19 protein-coding genes and 4 pseudogenes are annotated in these 19,473 nt (G+C 65.3%); 13 read left to right on the plus strand and 10 right to left on the minus strand.

Annotated elements, in window-relative coordinates:
- The first annotated feature begins 30 nt into the window (after positions 1-30).
- The gene (locus tag C5C07_RS16350; RefSeq protein ID WP_008097216.1) at positions 31-228 is read left to right on the plus strand and encodes a hypothetical protein; all 198 of its coding nucleotides are present in this window, start codon (positions 31-33) and stop codon (positions 226-228) included.
- A gap of 21 nt (positions 229-249) precedes the next feature.
- On the opposite strand, the gene C5C07_RS16355 is transcribed toward C5C07_RS16350, so the two are convergent.
- The 3 genes from C5C07_RS16355 to C5C07_RS16365 all read right to left on the minus strand — a co-directional run bounded on the left by C5C07_RS16355 (position 250) and on the right by C5C07_RS16365 (position 3,656).
- A complete protein-coding gene (locus C5C07_RS16355; protein ID WP_115805573.1) occupies positions 250-777 on the minus strand; it encodes a phage tail protein in 528 nt (175 codons plus the stop codon).
- Positions 774-1,373: a phage tail protein gene (locus C5C07_RS16360; RefSeq protein WP_008097214.1), complete on the minus strand. Its 600-nt coding sequence runs from the start codon at positions 1,371-1,373 to the stop codon at positions 774-776. Before C5C07_RS16360 ends, C5C07_RS16355 begins: the two co-directional genes overlap by 4 nt.
- A 192-nt stretch (positions 1,374-1,565) precedes the next feature.
- The gene (locus C5C07_RS16365; protein WP_394338706.1) at positions 1,566-3,656 is read right to left on the minus strand and encodes a heavy metal translocating P-type ATPase; all 2,091 of its coding nucleotides are present in this window, start codon (positions 3,654-3,656) and stop codon (positions 1,566-1,568) included.
- Positions 3,657-4,093: 437 nt separating this feature from the next.
- On the opposite strand from C5C07_RS16365, the gene C5C07_RS16375 reads away from it, so the two are divergent.
- The 3 genes from C5C07_RS16375 (at position 4,094) to C5C07_RS16385 (ending at position 5,657) form a co-directional block, all read left to right on the plus strand.
- Positions 4,094-4,693 (plus strand): MarR family transcriptional regulator, encoded by a 600-nt coding sequence (locus C5C07_RS16375; protein WP_049968787.1) that lies wholly within the window; start codon positions 4,094-4,096, stop codon positions 4,691-4,693.
- A gap of 218 nt (positions 4,694-4,911) precedes the next feature.
- Positions 4,912-5,250 (plus strand): hypothetical protein, encoded by a 339-nt coding sequence (locus C5C07_RS16380; RefSeq protein ID WP_049968786.1) that lies wholly within the window; start codon positions 4,912-4,914, stop codon positions 5,248-5,250.
- Between the two features lie 56 nt (positions 5,251-5,306).
- Positions 5,307-5,657, plus strand: coding sequence for an SHOCT domain-containing protein (locus tag C5C07_RS16385; RefSeq protein ID WP_115805575.1), 351 nt, complete (start codon positions 5,307-5,309; stop codon positions 5,655-5,657).
- A 13-nt stretch (positions 5,658-5,670) separates the two neighbouring features.
- Here C5C07_RS16385 and C5C07_RS16390 read toward each other — a convergent pair whose 3' ends face one another.
- Positions 5,671-7,803, minus strand: a complete 2,133-nt coding sequence (locus C5C07_RS16390; protein ID WP_115805576.1) for a glycoside hydrolase family 3 protein — start codon at positions 7,801-7,803, stop codon at positions 5,671-5,673.
- A 141-nt stretch (positions 7,804-7,944) separates the two neighbouring features.
- Here C5C07_RS16390 and bioB point away from each other — a divergent pair, with 141 nt between their 5' ends.
- Complete coding sequence (gene bioB / locus C5C07_RS16395; protein ID WP_115805577.1) at positions 7,945-9,003, plus strand: biotin synthase BioB; 1,059 nt, start codon at positions 7,945-7,947, stop codon at positions 9,001-9,003.
- Between the two features lie 75 nt (positions 9,004-9,078).
- Here bioB and C5C07_RS16400 read toward each other — a convergent pair whose 3' ends face one another.
- Positions 9,079-9,843 carry an inositol monophosphatase family protein gene (locus tag C5C07_RS16400; protein ID WP_115805578.1) on the minus strand — a complete coding sequence of 255 codons (765 nt, stop codon included), beginning with the start codon at positions 9,841-9,843 and terminating at the stop codon, positions 9,079-9,081.
- A gap of 114 nt (positions 9,844-9,957) precedes the next feature.
- On the opposite strand from C5C07_RS16400, the gene C5C07_RS16405 reads away from it, so the two are divergent.
- The 5 genes from C5C07_RS16405 to C5C07_RS16425 all read left to right on the plus strand — a co-directional run bounded on the left by C5C07_RS16405 (position 9,958) and on the right by C5C07_RS16425 (position 15,167).
- Positions 9,958-10,635 carry a glycerophosphodiester phosphodiesterase gene (locus C5C07_RS16405; protein WP_115805579.1) on the plus strand — a complete coding sequence of 226 codons (678 nt, stop codon included), beginning with the start codon at positions 9,958-9,960 and terminating at the stop codon, positions 10,633-10,635.
- Positions 10,636-10,763: 128 nt separating this feature from the next.
- Entirely contained in the window at positions 10,764-12,236 is a 1,473-nt protein-coding gene (locus tag C5C07_RS16410) for an ABC transporter substrate-binding protein (RefSeq protein WP_083864327.1), read from the plus strand.
- Between the two features lie 22 nt (positions 12,237-12,258).
- Positions 12,259-13,152, plus strand: coding sequence for a carbohydrate ABC transporter permease (locus tag C5C07_RS16415; RefSeq protein WP_115805580.1), 894 nt, complete (start codon positions 12,259-12,261; stop codon positions 13,150-13,152).
- A 4-nt stretch (positions 13,153-13,156) separates the two neighbouring features.
- Entirely contained in the window at positions 13,157-14,023 is an 867-nt protein-coding gene (locus C5C07_RS16420) for a carbohydrate ABC transporter permease (RefSeq protein ID WP_008097192.1), read from the plus strand.
- A 10-nt stretch (positions 14,024-14,033) separates the two neighbouring features.
- A complete protein-coding gene (locus C5C07_RS16425) occupies positions 14,034-15,167 on the plus strand; it encodes an ABC transporter ATP-binding protein (protein WP_115805581.1) in 1,134 nt (377 codons plus the stop codon).
- A 29-nt stretch (positions 15,168-15,196) separates the two neighbouring features.
- On the opposite strand, the pseudogene C5C07_RS22170 reads toward C5C07_RS16425, so the two are convergent.
- From C5C07_RS22170 to C5C07_RS16440, 3 genes and pseudogenes are all read right to left on the minus strand, one after another.
- A pseudogene (locus tag C5C07_RS22170) lies at positions 15,197-15,574 on the minus strand (hypothetical protein); the annotation flags it as partial.
- A gap of 64 nt (positions 15,575-15,638) precedes the next feature.
- Positions 15,639-15,815, minus strand: coding sequence for a hypothetical protein (locus C5C07_RS16435; protein WP_233510419.1), 177 nt, complete (start codon positions 15,813-15,815; stop codon positions 15,639-15,641).
- Between the two features lie 674 nt (positions 15,816-16,489).
- Positions 16,490-16,765 (minus strand): annotated as a pseudogene (locus C5C07_RS16440) (glycosyl hydrolase family 28 protein); the annotation flags it as partial.
- On the opposite strand from C5C07_RS16440, the pseudogene C5C07_RS21915 reads away from it, so the two are divergent.
- Positions 16,757-16,957: pseudogene (locus C5C07_RS21915) on the plus strand (trehalose utilization protein ThuA); the annotation flags it as partial. The pseudogenes C5C07_RS16440 and C5C07_RS21915 overlap by 9 nt on opposite strands.
- Before the next feature lie 200 nt (positions 16,958-17,157).
- On the opposite strand, the gene C5C07_RS16450 reads toward C5C07_RS21915, so the two are convergent.
- A complete protein-coding gene (locus C5C07_RS16450; RefSeq protein WP_115805583.1) occupies positions 17,158-17,583 on the minus strand; it encodes a DUF5518 domain-containing protein in 426 nt (141 codons plus the stop codon).
- 386 nt (positions 17,584-17,969) lie between these two features.
- Here C5C07_RS16450 and C5C07_RS21920 point away from each other — a divergent pair, with 386 nt between their 5' ends.
- Both C5C07_RS21920 and C5C07_RS16460 read left to right on the plus strand, forming a co-directional pair.
- Entirely contained in the window at positions 17,970-18,182 is a 213-nt protein-coding gene (locus C5C07_RS21920) for a hypothetical protein (protein WP_233510423.1), read from the plus strand.
- A gap of 42 nt (positions 18,183-18,224) precedes the next feature.
- Entirely contained in the window at positions 18,225-19,055 is an 831-nt protein-coding gene (locus C5C07_RS16460) for a carbon-nitrogen hydrolase family protein (RefSeq protein WP_115805584.1), read from the plus strand.
- 190 nt (positions 19,056-19,245) lie between these two features.
- Here C5C07_RS16460 and C5C07_RS16465 read toward each other — a convergent pair.
- Positions 19,246-19,461 (minus strand): annotated as a pseudogene (locus C5C07_RS16465) (IS5/IS1182 family transposase); the annotation flags it as partial.
- Positions 19,462-19,473 lie beyond the last annotated feature (12 nt).

Consider the following 19,473-nt stretch of genomic DNA (forward strand, 5'->3'; position numbering starts at 1 on the left):
ACACATGACAACGTGGTTTGAATTTCGAGTATGGCACGCGACACGCTCGTTTCGTGGCAGACGTTCGCGCTGTTCGTCCTGTTCCCGCCGGCCGCGCTCGTCGCCCTCGTGTTCTTTCCCCTGACGCTGCTCGTCTTCGGGTGGCTGTACTACCGCGGTAAATACGAGGCGGTGCTGGAACCGGAAGACAGCGGCCCCAAAGGACAGTTGAGCGACTCCGCCCGGTAGGCCGGCGCGCCAACCACCAGTTCAGTCGGCGCACTCGTCGAGGTCGGAGAGCGAGTCGATTCCTTCGTGGCTCAGTTCGAGCGACTCCGTCGCCACCGCGGCCGCGTCGGCGACGAGGTGCGGCCCGGTCCACCTGACCGGCGTCGCCGCCCGGCAGACCCACCCGCGGACCGGTTCGCCGGTCGCGTCGAGCAGGCAGATGCGAACGTCCTGCGGGGTCGTCTCGCCGTCGACCCACGACCGGAACCACGCCCACAGCGACCGGTCGTTGGTGACGCCTCGGCGGAGTTCGAGCGGCGGCGAACTGGTCGCTCGGCGCGACGGCGAGGGAGGCCGCGGTCGCGGACCCGGTCGCTTCCGCGCGCGGCGGTCGTGGCGGTCGCGGCGGTCGGTCTCGGGCGGCGGCGAGTCGGACCGCGCCACGTCTCCGTTCGTGGACTCGACCGCCACCGAGAGCCCGCGAACCTCGGAGAACCCCAGTTTCGGGAGCGCGTCGCACCGAACCCGAAAGCGGTGTGCACCGTAGGGAGTCGACTCAGCCGCGGTCACGTCTCGTCGGGCTCCTCGTCGCCGGCGCGGCTCGTCTTCAGTCGCGGTTCGTCGATTCCCTGCGGCAGTCCCTCGCCGACCGGGAAGTCGAGGTCCGGGAGCGACGGGGTCGAGCCGCCGTCGCTCTCGGTGTCGTCCTCGTCGTCACCGGTTTCGACCGCGACGCGAGCGAATCCCTCGTGGACGACGACGAGGCGTTCGACGGCGACTTCGGAGGTCATCGCGTCCAATCGGGGCGCGTCGTACCGCGAAGGCCACGCCTCGCGGAAGACCCAGCGAGCGGCGGGGTTGCCCGTCGCGTCCAGCAACACGACCGCGGCGTCGCGCCGGGCTTCGGTCATCTTGCCCTGCTCGACGAGCGTCCGCCACTCGGACAGTTCGAGCGACCGGTCGGTCACGCCGACTTCGAGCACGAGCGGCCCGTACTCGTTCAGTCCGGGAAGCTTCCGCGGCGTCGGCTGGTCTGCCCCTTCGCGGTACTCGACGACCGCCGAGGTCGCAGACGGGAGGTCACAGCGGCTGAACCCGGCGGTCACGAGTCCCTCGATTTCGAGCACGAACCGAAGTTGTCGGTACGGGTCGGTTCGGGCAACCATCGTTAGGGGCCTCCGATGAGGACGAGCACCGGCATCCGGGGCACAGCGGTCCGCGAAGTATTGTCACGTGAAAACATGGCAATCGTGACTCGCCGCGGCGGCTAATGAACGTGTACCCTACGTGTGAAAGCACGCGGAATGGGAGATATGTACGACCCGTCAACCGGAGGCTATAGCACAGACGGCCTCCCATCAGGCCGAGAGGTCGACGCCCCGGAGCCGGCGGGCGTTGATAGCGACGATAATCGTCGACAGGGACATGAACACTGCGCCGACCGCCGGCGACAGGAGGATACCGACGGGCGCGAGGACGCCGGCAGCGAGCGGGAGCGCGAACACGTTGTAGCCGGTTGCCCAGACGAGGTTCTCCTGCATCTTTCGGTAGCTCGCCTTCGAGAGCTTGACGAGCCGAACCACGTCTACGGGGTCGTTGTCGACGAGGATGATATCGCCCGATTCGATGGCGACGTCGGTGCCGGAGCCGATGGCGATGCCGACGTCCGCCCTCGCGAGCGCCGGTGCGTCGTTGACCCCGTCACCGACCATCGCGACCCGTTTCCCCTCGGACTGGAGCCGCGCTATTTTGGTGTCTTTCTCCTCGGGCAGGACCTCCGCGAAATACTGGTCGATGCCGAGTTCCGCAGAGACGGCGCGCGCGACGTCCTCGGAGTCGCCGGTCAGCATCGCCACCTCGATTCCCATCGCGTGCAGCGCCTCGATGGCCCGCCGGCTCTCCTCGCGGACGACGTCGGCGAGCGCGAACGCCGCGACGACCTCCGACTCGTCGCGAATCAGATAGATGACGGTCCGCGCGTTCGAGCCGGCCTCGTCGGCGAACGACGCGATGTCGTCGGGGCGCTCGACACCGAGTTGGTCTATCAGGTTGGGGCCGCCGAGGTGCACCGTCTCACCGTCACCAGAACCCGATTCGGGTTCTGGTTGGCTCGACGGAGCGCCGCTCTGTCGAACGTCGACGGTCGCCCGGACGCCGAGTCCGCGGAGGTTCTCGAAGTCCGACACCGTGGCCCGTCGAACGTCGCGGTCGGCGGCGGCGTTCCGAATCGCGCGGGCGATCATGTGCTCCGAGTCGCCCTCGACGCCCGCGGCGACCTCGAACGCCCGCGTCTCGTCCCAGTCGCCCGCGGTCTCGACGCCGACGACCCCCTGTTCGCCCTTCGTGAGCGTGCCCGTCTTGTCGAAGACGACGGTGTCGAGGCGTCTGGCTTCTTCCATGGCGATTCGGTCGCGGACGAGCATCCCGTTCCGGGCGGCCGTCGAGGTGTTGATTGCGACCACGAGCGGGACCGCCAGACCGAGCGCGTGCGGACACGCGATGACGAGAACCGTCACGACGCGTTCGAGGACGCCGACGCTGAACCCGACCGCGAGAACCCACGCGACCGCCGTGACTCCCGCGACGGCGAGCGCGGCGTAGAACAGCCACCCCGCCGCGCGGTCCGCAAGGAGTTGCGTGCGGGATTTGGACTGCTGGGCGTCCTCGACCAGACGCATGATGCCCGCCAGCGCCGTCTCGTCTCCCGTCTTCGTGACCCTCACGCGGAGGCTCCCGTCCTGATTGACCGTGCCGGCGATGACCTCCGAACCGGCGTCCTTGTCGACGGGGCGGGACTCGCCCGTAATCATCGACTCGTCGACCGACGACTCGCCTTCGACGACTTCGCCGTCGGCGGGAACCGACGCGCCGGGCCGGGCGAGCACGACGTCGCCTTCCGAGAGCGCGGAGACGGGGACTTCCTCTGTGTCTCCACGCTCGGTGACGCGCTCGGCGGTGTCGGGCATGAGTTTGGCCAGTTCGTCGAGCGCCCCGGAAGCCTGCCGGACCGACCGCATCTCCATCCAGTGACCGAGGAGCATGACGTCGATGAGCGTGACGAGTTCCCAGAAAAACGGCGTCGTCCCCTCGATGAACAGGCTCGCAATCGAGTAGACGAACGCGACGGTAATCGCCAGCGAGATGAGCATCATCATCCCCGGTTCGCGGCTTTCCAGTTCGGTCCGAGCCATCGAGAGGAACGGCACACCGCCGTAGGCGAAGACGACGATAGAGAGGACGGGCGTAATCCAGACGCTTCCGGGGAACGTCGGTGCGGTGTAGCCGAAGACACCTTGGACGAACTCGCTGAAGTAGACGACCGGCAACGACAGCGCGAGCGACACCCAGAACCGCCGCCGAAACATCTGTTCGTGGCCCGAATGGTCGGTGTGAGCCTGGCGATGGTGGTGCGACGAAGCATCGTGGTCGTGGTCTGGGTGGGTGCTCATGGATTGGTGGGTGGTGCCGTTCCCCGTATCTTGTCCGGAGCCTGAAACAGCGCGGCGCGGTCAGGCGATGGAGATTCGGGAGCGGGCGGCGAGGCGGTCGTCGAGCGGCATGCGGTCCTCGAACCGTCTAGGTTCTCGCAGACGCGAGAAGCGCATCGTATCACGCGACTTCGGCTCTCTGTTCACGGTCAGCGGGTATCCCTCGACGGAGACAGTCGCCGACGTACACAGAAACGTACGCTCTCCGACCTTATGCGGATTTTCCCTTCGAAACATCGGCTCTGAGACGGTCGGTATCTTGGAATCGAAAACATCGCGGGTCATCCCGGACCCCACCGAGCGCACGCAGGAGTGGACGAGGCAATCACAACTGGTACACCGGTGTCGCTCCAATCACCGTGCATGAACGAGCACCACGGCGAACCGAGGTGGGACGGATGAATCGGCGACGGGCCGACGCGGTCGTCGGCGCGCTCGTCGCTGGCACCGTTCTCATCGGTGGGGCGCTCAGTTGGCAGGCGTACCAGCGACAGCAAGCGTTCGAGCAGATGGGCTCGATGATGGATATGGGAACGTCGATGGGGGCCGTTCACGGAACGAACCCGCTGTGGTACGTCCTCGGGACAGTCCTCGCCGCGACCGTCATCGGCGGCGGGTATCTCGCGGTTCGAGACGCGCTCGACGGTGCGGACGCGAGCGAGCGCGTTCAGGACCAGACGGTGAATCCGACCGAGCGAGAGCGGTCCGAACCGCCGGCGGAAGCCGAGGAATCGGAGGAAACGAGTCCCTCGGCGTCGCACCCGCGAACTCGCGTGCTGGACCTCCTGCCGGAGGACGAGCGCCGGGTGCTCGAACCGGTTCTCACCTCGCCCGGTATCACGCAGATAGAACTCCGGGACCGCTCTGACTTCTCGAAGAGCAAGGTGAGCCAGACGGTGAGCGCCCTCGAAAAACGCGGGTTGCTGTACCGCGAGCGACAGGGGCGGACGTATCGAATCTATCCGAGCGACGAGTTACAGCAGAACCAAGCGCCGTAGCCGACCGCCGCGGCGTCTCTTCTCCCGCGGGGTGCCCGAACCGGTACGGGAGAGTACGCGGAGAAACCCGACACCGACGAATTCGGCGCGGATGAACGGTCTCGTTTCTGAAAAACGATTAGAGCGCAGTATAAACGTTCTCGAACGCTCTCAGCGCAGAGTTCACACCCATCCCGATAACCCCGGAGCGACCCTACGACCAACCGAGGAGAAACACAATGACCAACGTCAAACTCGGCCGCTGGCTGCTCGCGGTGCTCGCAATCGTCGGACTCGCGGTCGCCGCGCCCGCGGTCAGCGCACACGGCGACGAAACGGCTGTCGACGACGCGGCCCCGGCCGGCGGAACCGCCGCCGAGTGGGCGGCATGGATGGAGTCGCAGATGACCGAACACATGGGACCGGAGAGCGTCGAGTGGATGGAGTCGCACATGGGCGTGACCGTCGACGAGATGGCCCGGGACATGGCTGACGGCGACCACGACCACGGAAGGTACGGACAGAACGGCGGAATGTACGGGCAGAACGGCGGAATGTACGGACAGGGCCACTGCTGACGGCTCTGACCGGCTGAATCGCCTCGACAGAACACCGCAACTCACCGATTCGAAATATGACACAATGTGACACGCACCACGGACGTACTGCTCGCCGACTCGCGATGCTCGCGGTCCCGCTACTGGTCGCGGCGACCGGCACGGCCGCCGCCATGGGCGGCGGGTACGGCGGCGGCATGATGGGTGGCGGCTGGGGGCTCTTCGGCGGCGGGATGGGCCTCTGGGGACTCCTCTGGATGGGGCTACTGCTCGCGGTTCCGCTGTACCTCGTCTTCGCCCTCGGGAAGCGGCGGGAGACCGAACCCAACGAACGGCCGCTGTCGGTCCTCCGAACCCGCTACGCGCGGGGCGAACTCTCGGACGACGAGTTCGAACGGCGGCGCGAACGGTTGAAGCGCACCGAATAGCTCGTTCGGCAGTCTATCGTGACACCGTCGTCTCGGCTCGAACGTCGCGAGACGAGCGACCGACCTCGATGACGTAGTCGCCGGCGTCGACAGTCCACCCCTCGGAGTCGTCGTATCTTCGGAACGCGTGCTCGGACAGGGTGAGTTCGACCGTCTCGGTCGCGCCGGCGGCGAGTTCGACGGCCGCGTAGCCGGCGAGTTCTCGCGTCGGGCGCTCGACGCCCGCGACGGTCGGCGGCCGGACGTACGCCTGGACGACCTCTCTCCCGTCGCGGTCGGACGCGTTCGTCACCTCGACCGCGACTGCGTCGTCGCCGCGCACCTCCGCCTCGCCGTACTCGAAGGTCGCATACGAGAGCCCGTGGCCGAAGGGGTAGGTCGGCTCGTCGTCCGCGTCGGCGGCGTCGAAGTGTCGGTAACCGACGAAGACGCCCTCGTCGTACCGCGCCTCGTCGTCGACGCCGGGGTATCGTACCTCGGAGGCCGCGGGATACGACCCCTCGGGCGCGAACGTGACCGGGAGGCGGCCCGCTGGGTCGGCGTCGCCGTAGAGGACAGACGCGAGCGCGTCGCCGTCGGCCTGTCCGGGGTACCACGACTCGACGATGGCGTCGACCGAGTCGCGCCACGGCAGTTCGACCGGGCCGCCGGACTGGACGACGACGACGGTCCGGTCGGCGGCGTCGGCGACGGCCGCGACGAGTTCGTCCTGTCCGCCGGGGAGTCGGAGCGTCTCGCGGTCCGCGCCCTCCGTGGTCGCGTCCCTGACGACGACGACCGCGACGTCGGCCTCGCGGGCGCAGTCGGCCGCCGCGTCAACGTCGGGCGTCTTCCCGCCGGGGAAGTCCTCGGCGTCGCCATCGGAGTCGGCGTCCCCGCCGTCGAAGAACGAGGGCGTGACGACGCGCTCGACGCCGGGCTCGAACGCGACCGAGCCGTCGGTCCGGGCGCGGATTCCTTCGAGCGCCGAGACCTCGCGGGCGGGGGTGACCTCGGAGGAGCCGCCGCCACCGAGCATCGCCTCCGCGACACCGGGATCGACGAGCGCGACGTCGGCGTCGTCGGAAAGCGGAAGTGCCCCGTCGTCGTTCTTCAGGAGAACGGTGCCGCGGGCGGCGAGCGTCGCCGCGAGGTCGCGGTGTTCGGCCGTGTCGAGCGCGCCGCCGTCGCCCCACTCGCCGTCGAGGAGGCCGATACGGGCCATCTGCCCGAGGATTCGCGCGACCATATCGTCGAGGCGGTCGGCCGGGACCGCACCGGACTCGACCGCCGGTTTCAGTTCGGTCGCGAACTTGGGCGTCGTGGTCTCGCCGGCCGGGATGCTCTCGTCGTCGCCCTCCGCCAGCATCTCGGCGTCGGGGTCGATCCCGAACGCCTCGTGGAGCGCTTCGAGCGAGATACCCGGCATTTCGAGGTCGAGGCCGGCGGTGGCCGCACCGACGGCGCTCGCGGTTCCGAACCAGTCGGAGACGACGTAGCCGTCGAAGCCCCACTCGTCTTTCAGTACCTCGGTGACGAGCCGCCGGTGGTCGCTCATGTGCGTCCCGTTGACGCGGTTGTACGCGGTCATGACCGACCCCGCGCCGGCCTCGACGGCCGCCTCGAATCCGGGGAGATAGAGCTCTCGGAGCGCCCGCTCGCCGACCTCGGCGCTGACGACGAGTCGCTTCGTCTCCTGGTTGTTGGCGACGTAGTGCTTCGGCGTAGCGATGACGTCCTCTGACTGGAGGCCCTCCACGGCCGCGGCGGCGAAATCGGCCGTCACGACCGGGTCCTCGGAGTAGTACTCGAAGTTGCGCCCGCAGTTGGGGACGCGAACGAGGTTCAGCCCGGGACCGAGAACCGCGTGCTGGCCGCTGGCTTTGGCCTCGCGGGCCATCGCGACGCCCTGTCGCCGCGCGAGTTCGGGGTCGAACGTCGACGCCACGGCGATAGAAGCCGGAAAGGCGGTCGACGAGCGACCGGGGATACGAATCCCGAGCGGCCCGTCGGCGAGACGAAGCTCGGGGATGTCGAGTCGGGGGACGCCGGGGACGTAGCCCGTCGCCGTCCCCTCGGGGTCCGCCGCACCGCGCACGAGCGAGCACTTCTCGTCGAGGGAGAGCGAGTCGACCACGTCGGAGACGTCGGTATCCGAGAGAGCCATAGAACTAGTACGAGTTTCGCCAGTGGCTCGAATAGTGTTGTGATGCCAGCAGGGAAGGCACCTTGTCGGAGAGTCGACGACCGGGGCAGTGAATGTCGACGAGGCAACGGGTTTTTGAACTCGTCAACTTAGAGATGGGATATGGTTTACGAGACTGGAAACCCGACTGTCGACGACGCGGTGCGGCGAGTGCTCGGCGGCGAGGAACTCGACCGGACCGACGGGGTAGCGCTCATCGCGCAGCCGGTCGAGCCTCTCGCGGCGGGGGCCGACTACGTCCGTTCCGTCCGCTCTGACGGGACCGTCGACGCCTGTTCCATCGTCAACGCCAAGGCCGGTGACTGCGCCGAGGACTGCGGCTTCTGCGCGCAGTCGGCGCACTTCGACACCGGCGTCGAAACGCACAGCTTTCTCGGACCGGAGGCGGTGTTGGACGCCGCGCGGCGGGCCGAACGCGACGGCGCACAGCGGTTCGGCATCGTCGTCGCCGAGAAGGGCGTCTCGAAGGAGCGCCGGCCCGACGAGTGGGCGGACGTGCTGGAGGCGATTCGACTCGTCCGCGACGAGACGAGCGTCGAAATCGACGCCTCGCTCGGCCTGCTCACCGAGGAGGAAGCGCGAATCCTCGCCGACGAGGGCGTGAACCACTACAACCACAACATCGAGACCTCGCCGCGGTACTTCGACGAGGTGGTCGGAACCCACGACTTCGAGGACCGACTCGTGACGCTCCGCCGGGCGAAAGACGCGGGAATGGACCTCTGTGCCGGCGTCATCCTCGGGATGGGCGAGACGCCGGCCGACCGCGTCGACGCCGCTATCGAACTCCAGAGAATCGGCGTCGAGTCACTCCCGGTGAACGTGCTCAACCCCGTCCCCGGGACGCCGCTCGGCGACGCCGACCACGCCGACATCACGACGACGGAACTCGTCAAGACCGTCGCAGTCTACCGACTGCTCCACCCCGACGCGCGCGTCCGCTTGACCGGCGGCCGGGAGGCGAATCTCGCGCCCGACGAGCAACACCTGCCGTTCGAGGCCGGCGCGGACGGCGTCCTCACCGGCGACTACCTGACGACCGACGGCCAGTCGCCGGCGGCCGACATCGAGGTCGTCGAGCGGGCGGGCCTCGAACCGAACCGCGCGGTCAACGACTTCGACCCGGAGGCCGTCAAGCGCCGAGAAGCGAGAGACGGCTGAGAGTGCTGGCGAACCGCCGAACCGCCAAACTGCCGGGCTGCCAAACGTCCAAACCACCAGTCCGAGACGCGTCACTCACCCGAGGGCGCTGTGCTGCGACATGAGCGAGATGACCTGCCGGTGGAGGGCCTGATTGGACGCGACGACGGTGTCGCCGGTCACGTCGTCTATCGCCTCGACGTGCGTCACCTCGCCGCCGGCCTCGCGGACGAGGAGCGGGCCAGTTCTCGTGTCCCACATATCGAGGTTCTGCTCGAAGTACACGTCGAAGCGGCCGGCGGCGACGAGCGCCAACTCCGCGGCGGCCGATCCCATCCGTCGAACGCCTCGCGTCGACTCGCAGAGCGCTTCGAGATACGCGCCGTCGCCGTTCGCTCGGGCCAGCGAGTCGAATCCGGTCACGACAAGCGCGTCCGATAGCTCCGCGGCGTTCGAGACCGAGAGCTTCCGTCCGTTGACGAACGCGCCTTCGCCCTCAATCGCGACGTACAACTGGTCCGCCGGAACGTAGTTGACGACGCCGACGTCGGGCCGTGTCGCACCCTCGTACATGACAGAGACGGAGAAGTGCGGCACGCCGTTGTGGAAATTGACCGTTCCGTCGAGCGGGTCGATGACCCAACGCGGCTTCGGGCGGAACTCCGGAGAGCACTCCTCGGAGACGACGTTGTCGTCCGGAAACGCGGTTGCTATCACGTCGATGATGCGCTCTTCGGCGGCCTCGTCCGCCGGGCGGTCGCGAGACCGCCCGCGAGACCCCGACCGGAAGCGGGCCCGTAACTCGTCGCCGGCGACCTCGGCCGCCCGAATCGCGGTCCACAGGTAACGGTCGTCAACCATACACCGGCTTGGCCGGGACTCGTATATTGTGACTGCTATGTTGTCTCAATAGTAATCTGTTCAGTACGTTGCTATCATAGCACGGTTGATAAGTCGTTGCCGGTGACGTATCGTATGCTCACTATCGGGCATCGAGGCTGTGCGGGCCAGTATCCAGAGAACACGATTCCCGCGGTCAAGCAGTCTGCCCCCCACGTCGACCTCGTCGAGGTGGACGTGATGCGCTGTGGCTCGGGGGAACTGGTGGCGTTTCACGACGACGACCTGTCGCGGCTGACGACGGTCTCGGGGAAACTCGCCGAAACCGCCGTCGACGACCTCACAGCGCTTCGAGTCGGCGGGTCGGAAGCGACGATTCCGCGCTTCGAGCGGGTGGTCGACGAGTGGCCCGCGGGCACCGGCATGAACCTCGATACCCGTGACCCGGGGCTCGTCGAAGACGCCTTAGCGGCCGTCGAGACGCTCGACGAGCGGGTCGTCTTCTCGTCGCCGTCGCGCGAAGCGGTCAGTATCGCGCTGGAGACGCCGACGTCGGCCGAGGTCGGCTACTCGTTCCGCGACGAGGTTTCCGCGGAGTTGGCGTGGGCGACAGAACGGGGCTGTGATTTCGTCCACGTCGAACACGGCCTGTGCACCTCCACGGACCTCGTGGAGCGCGCGCACGACGCCGGCCTGCTCGTCGACGCGTGGACCGTCGACGACGAATCGACTGCGACGACCCTCCAGTCGGTCGGCGTCGACGCCCTCACCGTCGACCGATGGGACGTCGTCACCACGGGGCCGTGTCCGTGACTCCGACTCGACGCTCGATGCCGACGTGGTTTTTATACCCCAATCAGAGCGGTACGAGTCACACCAGAGAACAACATATGTCTAATTATTTGGGATATAATAGTAAAATTTAAATTATGTGTTCGGATATGTTCCGATACATGCCTGAAAATGGCCCTGACGGCGAACGAGCCGAAATGACGAACCGAGCTATCGGACGCACAACCAGTCGGCGCGGATTCCTCGCAACGGCGGGGGCCGTCGGCGTCGCGGGACTCGCGGGCTGTTCCGGCGGAGGCGATTCACCCACCCAGACCGGGGGCGGGAGCGCCGAACAGTCGGGAACGACGGCCGGCTCGTCGGGCGCTCAAGACGTAAGCGTCTCGTTCTGGCATATCTTCGGGGGAGAACTCGGCCAGACGCTAGAAGACATGGCCAGCGAGTTCTCACAGCAGCACGACGGAATCACCATCGAGGCGGTCAACAACGGCGGTTACCGACAGAATCTCAATCAGTCGCTGCAAGCGTCGCGGGCCGGCGACCCGCCGGGAATCGTCCAGATATTCGAGGTCGGGACGCGACTCGCGCTCGACAGCGGTTCGTTCACGCCAGTCGAGGAGATTCTGCCCGAAGACAAAATCGACCTCGACGACTTCCTGCCGTCGGTCTTGAACTACTACCGCATGGACGGGACGCTGAACTCGATGCCGTTCAACTCCTCGAACACCATCATGCTCTACAACAAGAGCGCGTTCGAGGCGGCCGGCCTCGACCCCGAAAGCCCGCCGCGGAGCCTCGCGGAAGTCCGGCAGGCCGCACAGACCATCGTCGACCAGACCGACATGGAGAGCGGAATCAGCTGGCCGAACCACACGTGGATGCAGATCGAACAGCAGTTCGCGAAGCAGGACCAAGTGCTCGTGAACCAGGAAAACGGCCGCGACGGTCGACCCGACCAGACGTTCTTCAACTCCGAGGCGGGGCGCAGCGTCTACTCCTGGTGGAAGCAGATGGCCCAAGACGGCCTCTATCTCAACCCCGGCATCGAGGCGTGGGGAGAGGCGCGACAGGCGTTTCTCACCCAGAAGGTGCCGATGCTGTGGGATTCCACGTCGAACATCGTCTCGATGCAGTCCGGCGCGAAGGAGAACGGCTTCGAACTCGGCTCCGGCTACCTGCCGACGCCCGACGGCGCGAACACCGGCGTCGTCATCGGCGGGGGGTCGCTGTGGGTTCCCGACGCCCTCGCCGACGAGAAGAAGCAGGCCGCGGGCGAGTTCATCGCCTACGTCACACAGCCCGAACAACAGGCGCGCTGGCATCGCAACAGCGGCTATTTCCCGGTTCGGCAGAGCGCCATCGACCGACTCACGAACGACGGCTGGTTCGAGAACAACCCCAACTTCAGCACGGCGTTCGACCAGCTACAGGACACCGAGGATACGCCCGCGACGCGCGGCGCAGTGATGGGCGTCTTCCCCAAGACCCGGTCCATCAACGAGGAGATATCGGTCAGCATCATCAACGACCAACTCGGCGTCGAGGAGGGGCTGTCGCGGATGGACACGCAGGTCGGCGAGGCACTCGCCGGCTACAACGGCAACTACGACGGGAGCGAGTAGGCTCCCCCGACACGTTATTTACATGTCTACTGCCACAAAACCGTACGATTCGACGCTTCAGGCGGCGCTGTTGTTACTCCCGACGGCGGCGGTCCTCGTCGCGTTCCTGTACTACCCCGCGCTCGAGACGTTCCGTCTCAGCCTCTACGAGACGCTGTTCCTCGGACAGCGACAGACGTGGACCGGGCTCGGGAACTTCGTCAGCCTGCTCACCTCGGACGTCTACCGGTACAGCTTCCTCGTCACGGTCGCGTTCGCGGCGGTCGTCGTCTTCGGAACGCTCGGCGTCTCGCTGCTGATAGGCTACCTGATATTCTCCGTCGACGTCCGGTCGTCCGTGTATCTCGTCGCCGCGATTTGGCCGTACGCGCTCCCGCCGGCGGTCGCCGCGATTCTCCTGAACTTCATCCTGCACCCGAACCTCGGCATCTTCACCCACTACCTCGAGCTTCTGACGCCCTTTACGCTGGACTGGTTTAACGACGGCCCGCAGGCGTTTGCGATACTCGCGGTCGTCGCGGTCTGGAAGCAGCTCGGCTACAACATCATCTTCATCGTCGCCGCGCTGAACAACATCCCCGAGATACTGACTGAGAACGCCCGTATCGACGGTGTCGGTCGGTTCAGGATGCTGTACAAGGTGTACGTGCCGATGATCGCACCGACCATGACGTTCCTCGTCATCATGAACACGATATACGCGTTCTTCTCGACGTTCCCGCTCGTGGACCTGATGACGAGCGGCGGTCCCAGCGACGCCACGAACTTTCTGATATTCAAGCTCTACCGCGACGCCTTCCAGTTCAACAGCCTCGGGCTGGCGTCCGCGCAGTCCGTGATTCTGTTCGTCGTCGTGTCGATTCTGATGTACCTCCAACTTCGGTTCGCGTCGGGGTACGGGCGGTACGGAGGATAACGAGATGGCAACAGAAACAGACACCACGAACATCGACGCGAGACGGCTCGTCCACCGACTACCCGACGATGTGCTGCTGCACGGCGGCATCGTCTTCTCGATTCTCCTGATGGCGTCGCCGCTGTTGCTCGCGGTTATCATGAGCACGCAGTCGACGACGGAGGTGTATCAGGTGACGAACCTCGGCCTCGGGTCGAAGGGGCTTTCGAACTACTCGGACGCACTCGTGAACTACGACTTCAGCACGTACATGCTGAACTCGTTCGTGATGAGCGTCATCGTCGTCGTCGGGAAGGTCACGCTCTCGCTTTTCGCGGCGCTCGCGCTCGTCTACTACCGCTTCCCGTACGAGCGGGCGGTGTTCATGTTCATCCTGCTGACGCTGTTGTTGCCGGTGCCGGTTCGAATCGTCCCGCTGTTCCAGTTGATGGCCGACCTCGGCTGGACGAACTCACTCCTGGCGTTGACCGGGCCGTACATCGCGAGCGCGACGGCCGTCTTCCTCTTTCGCCAGCAGTTCATGGGAATCTCGGCCTCACTCGTCGAGGTCGCGCGCCTCGACGGCGTCGGCCCGCTCACCTTCCTGTTCAGGGTGCTCATCCCGATGTCGAGGGGGATGATAGCCGGGGTGTGCGTTATCACGTTCATCTACACGTGGAACCAGTTCCTCTGGCCGCTGGTCGTCGTGACCGACAAGAGCAGTCAAGTCGTCCAGGTCGGGATTCGGTACCTCCAGGGTTCCGCGCAGGCGGGGCTGACGCAGTGGGGGCTCATCATGGCCGGTGCGGTCCTCGCATTGCTCCCGCCGCTCGTGGTGCTCGTCGTGCTGCACCGACCGCTCCTGCGGACACTCACCATCCAACAGAAATAGCGAACTCACCATGTCAGACATCACGATTCAGAACCTACGGAAGACGTACGACGACGTGCGCGCCGTGAAGGGTATCGACCTCGAAATCGACGACGGCGAGTTCCTCGTCGTCGTCGGCCCCTCGGGATGCGGGAAATCCACGACGCTCCGGATGCTCGCCGGCCTCGAATCGGTGACGGACGGTTCTATCGCCATCGGCGACCGCGTCGTCAACGAGGTGCCGCCGAAGGACCGACGCATTGCGATGGTGTTTCAGAACTACGCGCTGTACCCCCATATGACGGCGGCCGAGAACATGAAGTTCGGCATGAAATCGGCGAGCGAGTTCTCCCGCGACGAAATCGAGCGACGCGTCGAAGATGCCACCGAGACGCTCGACATCGCGCATCTCCGCGACCGAAAACCGAAGGAACTCTCGGGCGGGGAGCGACAGCGGGTCGCTATCGGCCGCGCGCTCGTCCGCGAGCCGGACGTGTTCCTGATGGACGAGCCGCTTTCGAACCTCGACGCGAAACTGCGGGTCCAGATGCGCGCCGAGTTACTCAAGCTCCACCGCGACCTCGAAACGACGACCGTCTACGTCACCCACGACCAGACGGAGGCGATGACGCTCGGCGACAGGGTCGCCGTACTCGAAGACGGGAGGCTCCAGCAGGTCGCTGCGCCCCAGGAGCTGTACGACTACCCGACGAACCAGTTCGTCGCGGGGTTCGTCGGCGAGCCCGCGATGAACTTCATCCCCGCGTCGGTCCGACAGCGAGGGGATGAACACGTCGCAACGGCACCGGGGCTTTCGCTCACACTTCCCGCCGGCTCGGGACTCGACGGTATCGACGACGACGGACTCACGCTCGGCGTCAGGCCCGAAGACGTGTCCCTCGTCTCGAACCGCGCCGGGGTGTCAGAGTCGTTCACCGCCGAGGTGACGGTCACCGAACCGCTCGGAGAGCTACTGCTTTTGCACTGTCGCCTCGGCGACGAGGAGATTCGAGTCAAGGTCGAGCCGCGGAGCCGAATTGCGGCCGGGGACACCGTCGAACTCGCCGTCGATACGGACCGACTCCACCTGTTCGATTCGGGCGGCGACGCCGTGTACCACTCGTCTGTACCCGAGCAGGAGACCGAGAGCGCCCTAGCAGATTGACGAGGGCGAGGTGGGCACGGGCCCCGTCACTACTGTCCGTCGAAGGGGTCAGGCGACAGGTCCAGCCCCGCCCGCTCCTCGTCGGTGAGCTCTTCGAGAACGCTCGTCCCGGAGCCCGGTTTCGAGTCCCACGACCAGTCCTCGTGGAGGCGGAGGCGACCGTCGCCCAGTCGCTCGATGCGGTCGGTCGAGTGGCCGGTCGCGGTCGTCCCGCCCTCGGTGACGTGGGAGTACCGGAAGTCGAGCGTGTCGTCGAGGCGGAGACCGACGAGGTGGCCCAGCCTGACGGTTCCGCCACGGTACGTCGCGTGAATCAGGTCGTCGAACTGGTCGAACCAGAAGTAGGTGTCGCCGCCGACGTCGCCGCCCTCGGCGTTTGCGACCGACTTGAAAACTCGTCCGTCGAGCGGTCAGGGGTGCCTGACTGTCCCCCGCTCGACCGCCCGTCACGACTCGTTACACCACCACCAGTCAGTAGCTACTCCGGTCGCCCGAACCGGAGTCAGAGCCGTTTTTGACCGTGTCGGTCGCCTTTTCGATGCCTTTCTTGGCCTTCTCCTCGCTCACCTTCGTCCGCTTGCCGATCTGTTTGGCGACTTCGTCTTCGTGGCCCTCTACGAGTCCGAGCAACTGTCGAAGCTTGCTCATCACGCCCATGGCGTCGGGGGTAGCGACTCCTCGGACGAAAAGGTGGTGGCCGCGTACGCGGAACCGACACCGAAGAGTATCCGGCAACCGGCGCCCAGTAGACGGTGAACCGACAGTCGAAAGAAGCGATTTATCTATGAATTCAGTGTATAATAGAATATTGATAATTTCTGACTTCCGGTGGCATATCTCCCCACTTGAAACAGGAGTGAACGGTCTGTTCGATACGTCCGGCCCGAAGAGAACAGCAGACAGAGCAGAACCCTGAATCTGTGCGCTAGCCCGTGAGAACCGCGGTATCGGATACGTGTTCGTCCGCGACTCCCGCGGCGGCGGCACGAATGAGGGAACATCATGTGGTGTTCAAGTCGGTCGCGTCAGTACGGGCGTTTCACCGAGCACAGCGAGTGAGAGTCGTTTACTCTCGGATAGCGCAGTCTCGCCTTGATTGGGTATCCATCGACGCACTCCGAGACACGTGCGTCCATTGTCCAGCCGTGAAGACAGGTATTGGATGTAGTATTTTCTCTATATCCCCGATATGTTGGTGGTTCGTTCCGGCGTTCGTGTCGGGGCGTCGGACCGTCGCCCAAATCGCCGTCTCAGCTTCTCCGGTACGTCGTGTAGCACCCCGGAGACAGCGACAGGGGAACGAGGTAGTGTTCGCTGGCGTCGTCGATGACGGGCTTGGGGTCGCTGTCGATGTCCGTCTGGTAGTAACCGTTGATGACGAACAGGCAGGCGGCGCGGCGCATAACGATGGTGTCGAACCGGAGGTCCTCGACTGTCCCGCCGCAGCCGCGCTTGGACTTGATGCGGATGCCGCAGTTGGTGTCGGTGAAGGTGCAGTTTGTGACGGTGACGTGCCGCACGTCGCCGGCAGTCTCGCTCCCGATGACGACGCCGCCGTGGCCATGTTCGACCGTACAGTTGGTCACGACGACGTGTTCCGCTCGGGCGTCTGCTACCGGCGCGGCCGCGGGCGAATCTTCGCCTTCCGGCCGGGACACGAATAGTATCCCATCTTCCACCAAGACGAGGGCAAACTGGTCATCGACAACGCCGTCGAGTGGGCGGCCCCGACCGAGGGCGCGTCGGCGCGGTGGGGAAAGACCGACCCGCTCGAACCCGTCGACGAGTGAGCGAAGCGACGCGCGTCGCCGCGAAGACCGTTCCCGCTGAGGAGCGAACACCACCATTGTTGCTGGACGGGTTCGCACTCTCGTCGCTGGGAGAATCGAGGTGATGTTCGAACCCGGAATCGAGCATCACGCCGACCAATATATCAGTTCCAGATATATCGTTAAGGATTGGTAACTCGATGTGAGCTACCGCGAGAAAGCTAAGACGTACTCGCGGGAGAATTCCGCCCTGAGGCAACGGTTCGAACCACCCACCCGCCGATTCGACCGCACCCCAGGCCGAAGAGCGGGGCGAGACACAAGACGACTCCGCCGGCGAACGCGAAGAACGCGACTCTGGACAGCGGCCACGCCGCCGTCGTGCCTGCCGTCACGACGAATACAAACAGTTCGAGAACGCCACCGAGGAGTCCGGCGCGGAGTCCGGCGGCGTCCGAATCCGTCGAGCGTACCGCGGCGACGGCTCCCGCGATGAACGCCCCGAATATCATCATACCGGCACCGGCGGTTGCCTCCGAGTTCGGGAGCCAGTTTACCACGGTACTGACGGGGAGCGAGGCTATCACTCCGGCGAGCGCGGCGTTCCATACCGGAGGGAGGGCCCTGAATCGGGGAGTCGAGACCATACTCGCGTATGTGAGACGGCTAAGAGATCATAATCTTGGTGGTGTTTGGTGGGGGGATGCGAGCCGTACCCGGCATCTGGCCGCCCGTGGTTCGCTTCGCAGACTGTGAGGCCGGCGGGCCGGCGAACCGACAGCAGTCAATAGCTATCTCAAGTGTTAGACAAACCGTGTCCACAAAATTTTCATATATGTTTGTAACTGGATTCGGTGCCGGCGAAAGAGATGCGAACACGTTGGAGGAACGTATTTTATGTCAGACAGTACCGGGGCCGACGAGCTAGTCGTCACGAAGCTTAGTGACGCGAAATCCACGGCGTTCGAAGCCGGTCGCACGGAGTCGGTCGAACTACGCGACGTGGCGGTCACGCGAGCGACGCTGGAACGGAATGGGAACGGACGACGACCGCGGGAGCCCGGGGCCAGACGGCTATCAGAACGCCCACGACATCTACGTCGTCTCCAGGGCACTCGACTTCGAACTGGACGACGGGACGTGGACGGAGATTGCTGCCGGCTGTGCCGCGACTATCCCCCGAGGACCGGGGCTGACGGTCGGAGACGAGCGACTCGTCTATCTGGAGTTCGACCCGAGCGAGTAACCGTGACTACCATACCGTCGGTCCGCGTAGCTTCCCGACGAGATGACCCGATTCGTGGCGGTCGCGTGCCAGCTAGACTCGCAAGACGACAAGGCGGCGAACGTGGAGCAGGCGCTCGGCCTCCTCGACGAGGCTGCGGCCGACGGCGCTGACTTCGTGGCGTTCCCGGAGATGACAACCTTCATCGGCCCGGAGGAGCGGTTCGCCGAGGTCGCGGAGTCGCTCGACGGGCCCACGGTGCGGCGCTTCTCGGAGAAGGCCCGCGAACACGGCGTCTTCGTCCACACGGGCAGTTTCTTCGAGCGGATTCCGGACAGCGACCGGGTGTACAACACGTCGGCGCTCATCGGCCCGAGCGGCGAGGTGCTCGACACCTACCGGAAGGTCCACCTGTTCGACATCGAACTCGACGGGAGCGTCGAACACCGCGAGTCCGACCACGTCGCCCCCGGCGACCGAGCGGTGACGGTCGACACCGATCTCGCGACGTTCGGCCTCTCTATCTGCTACGACCTCCGGTTCCCAGGACTCTACCGGACGATGGCGCAGTCCGGTGCGAACGTCCTTCTCGTCCCGTCGGCGTTCACGATGCACACCGGAAAAGACCACTGGGAGCCGCTGCTTCGCGCCCGAGCAATCGAGAATCAGGCGTACGTCATCGCGCCCGGCCAAATCGGCGACAAGCCGTCGTGGGTCGAGACCTACGGCCGCACGCTCGTCGTCGACCCGTGGGGGAACGTGATTTCGAAGGCGCGGGACCGCGAGGAAGTCGTCACGGCGACTATCGACCTGTCGCATCTGGACGAGATTCGCCGCGATATGCAGACGCTCCAGCACGCGCGTCCGGACGTGTACGAGTGGTCGGAAAAGTGAGTAGGGTGAGCAAATGAGCGGCGCGGCGGCGACAATTATCGTCGGTCAGCTCCGTTGAAACCCTCTGCTGCGAATAGTTTGTTAGGACTGTGCGGCACTCGTGAATCACTAGACAGCGTCGTTTTGACCGGTAGAACTTGGAAGGTGAAGCGGGAAACGACTGTGTTGAATCGCCATACAGGGGTGGAATTTACAGTATTACAGGCCGCATGATGTTATAGACAACACACATCAGAGCGATTTCTCGGAACTCACGGAACCACGAACGCGCTCACACGGCGAAGCCGAGCGCTTGACAGCCGAGTTCACGGTCTCGGTCATCGAGCGCTGATTGTAAGCGCTGTGCATCGGTTCTGGCGTTGTGCGCGTGGTCGTAGGGGTCGAAGATGCGATATTTGTCAACTGGATCCCCGATTTC

It is taken from the genome of Haloferax sp. Atlit-4N (assembly GCF_003383025.1).
Classification (GTDB): domain Archaea; phylum Halobacteriota; class Halobacteria; order Halobacteriales; family Haloferacaceae; genus Haloferax; species Haloferax gibbonsii.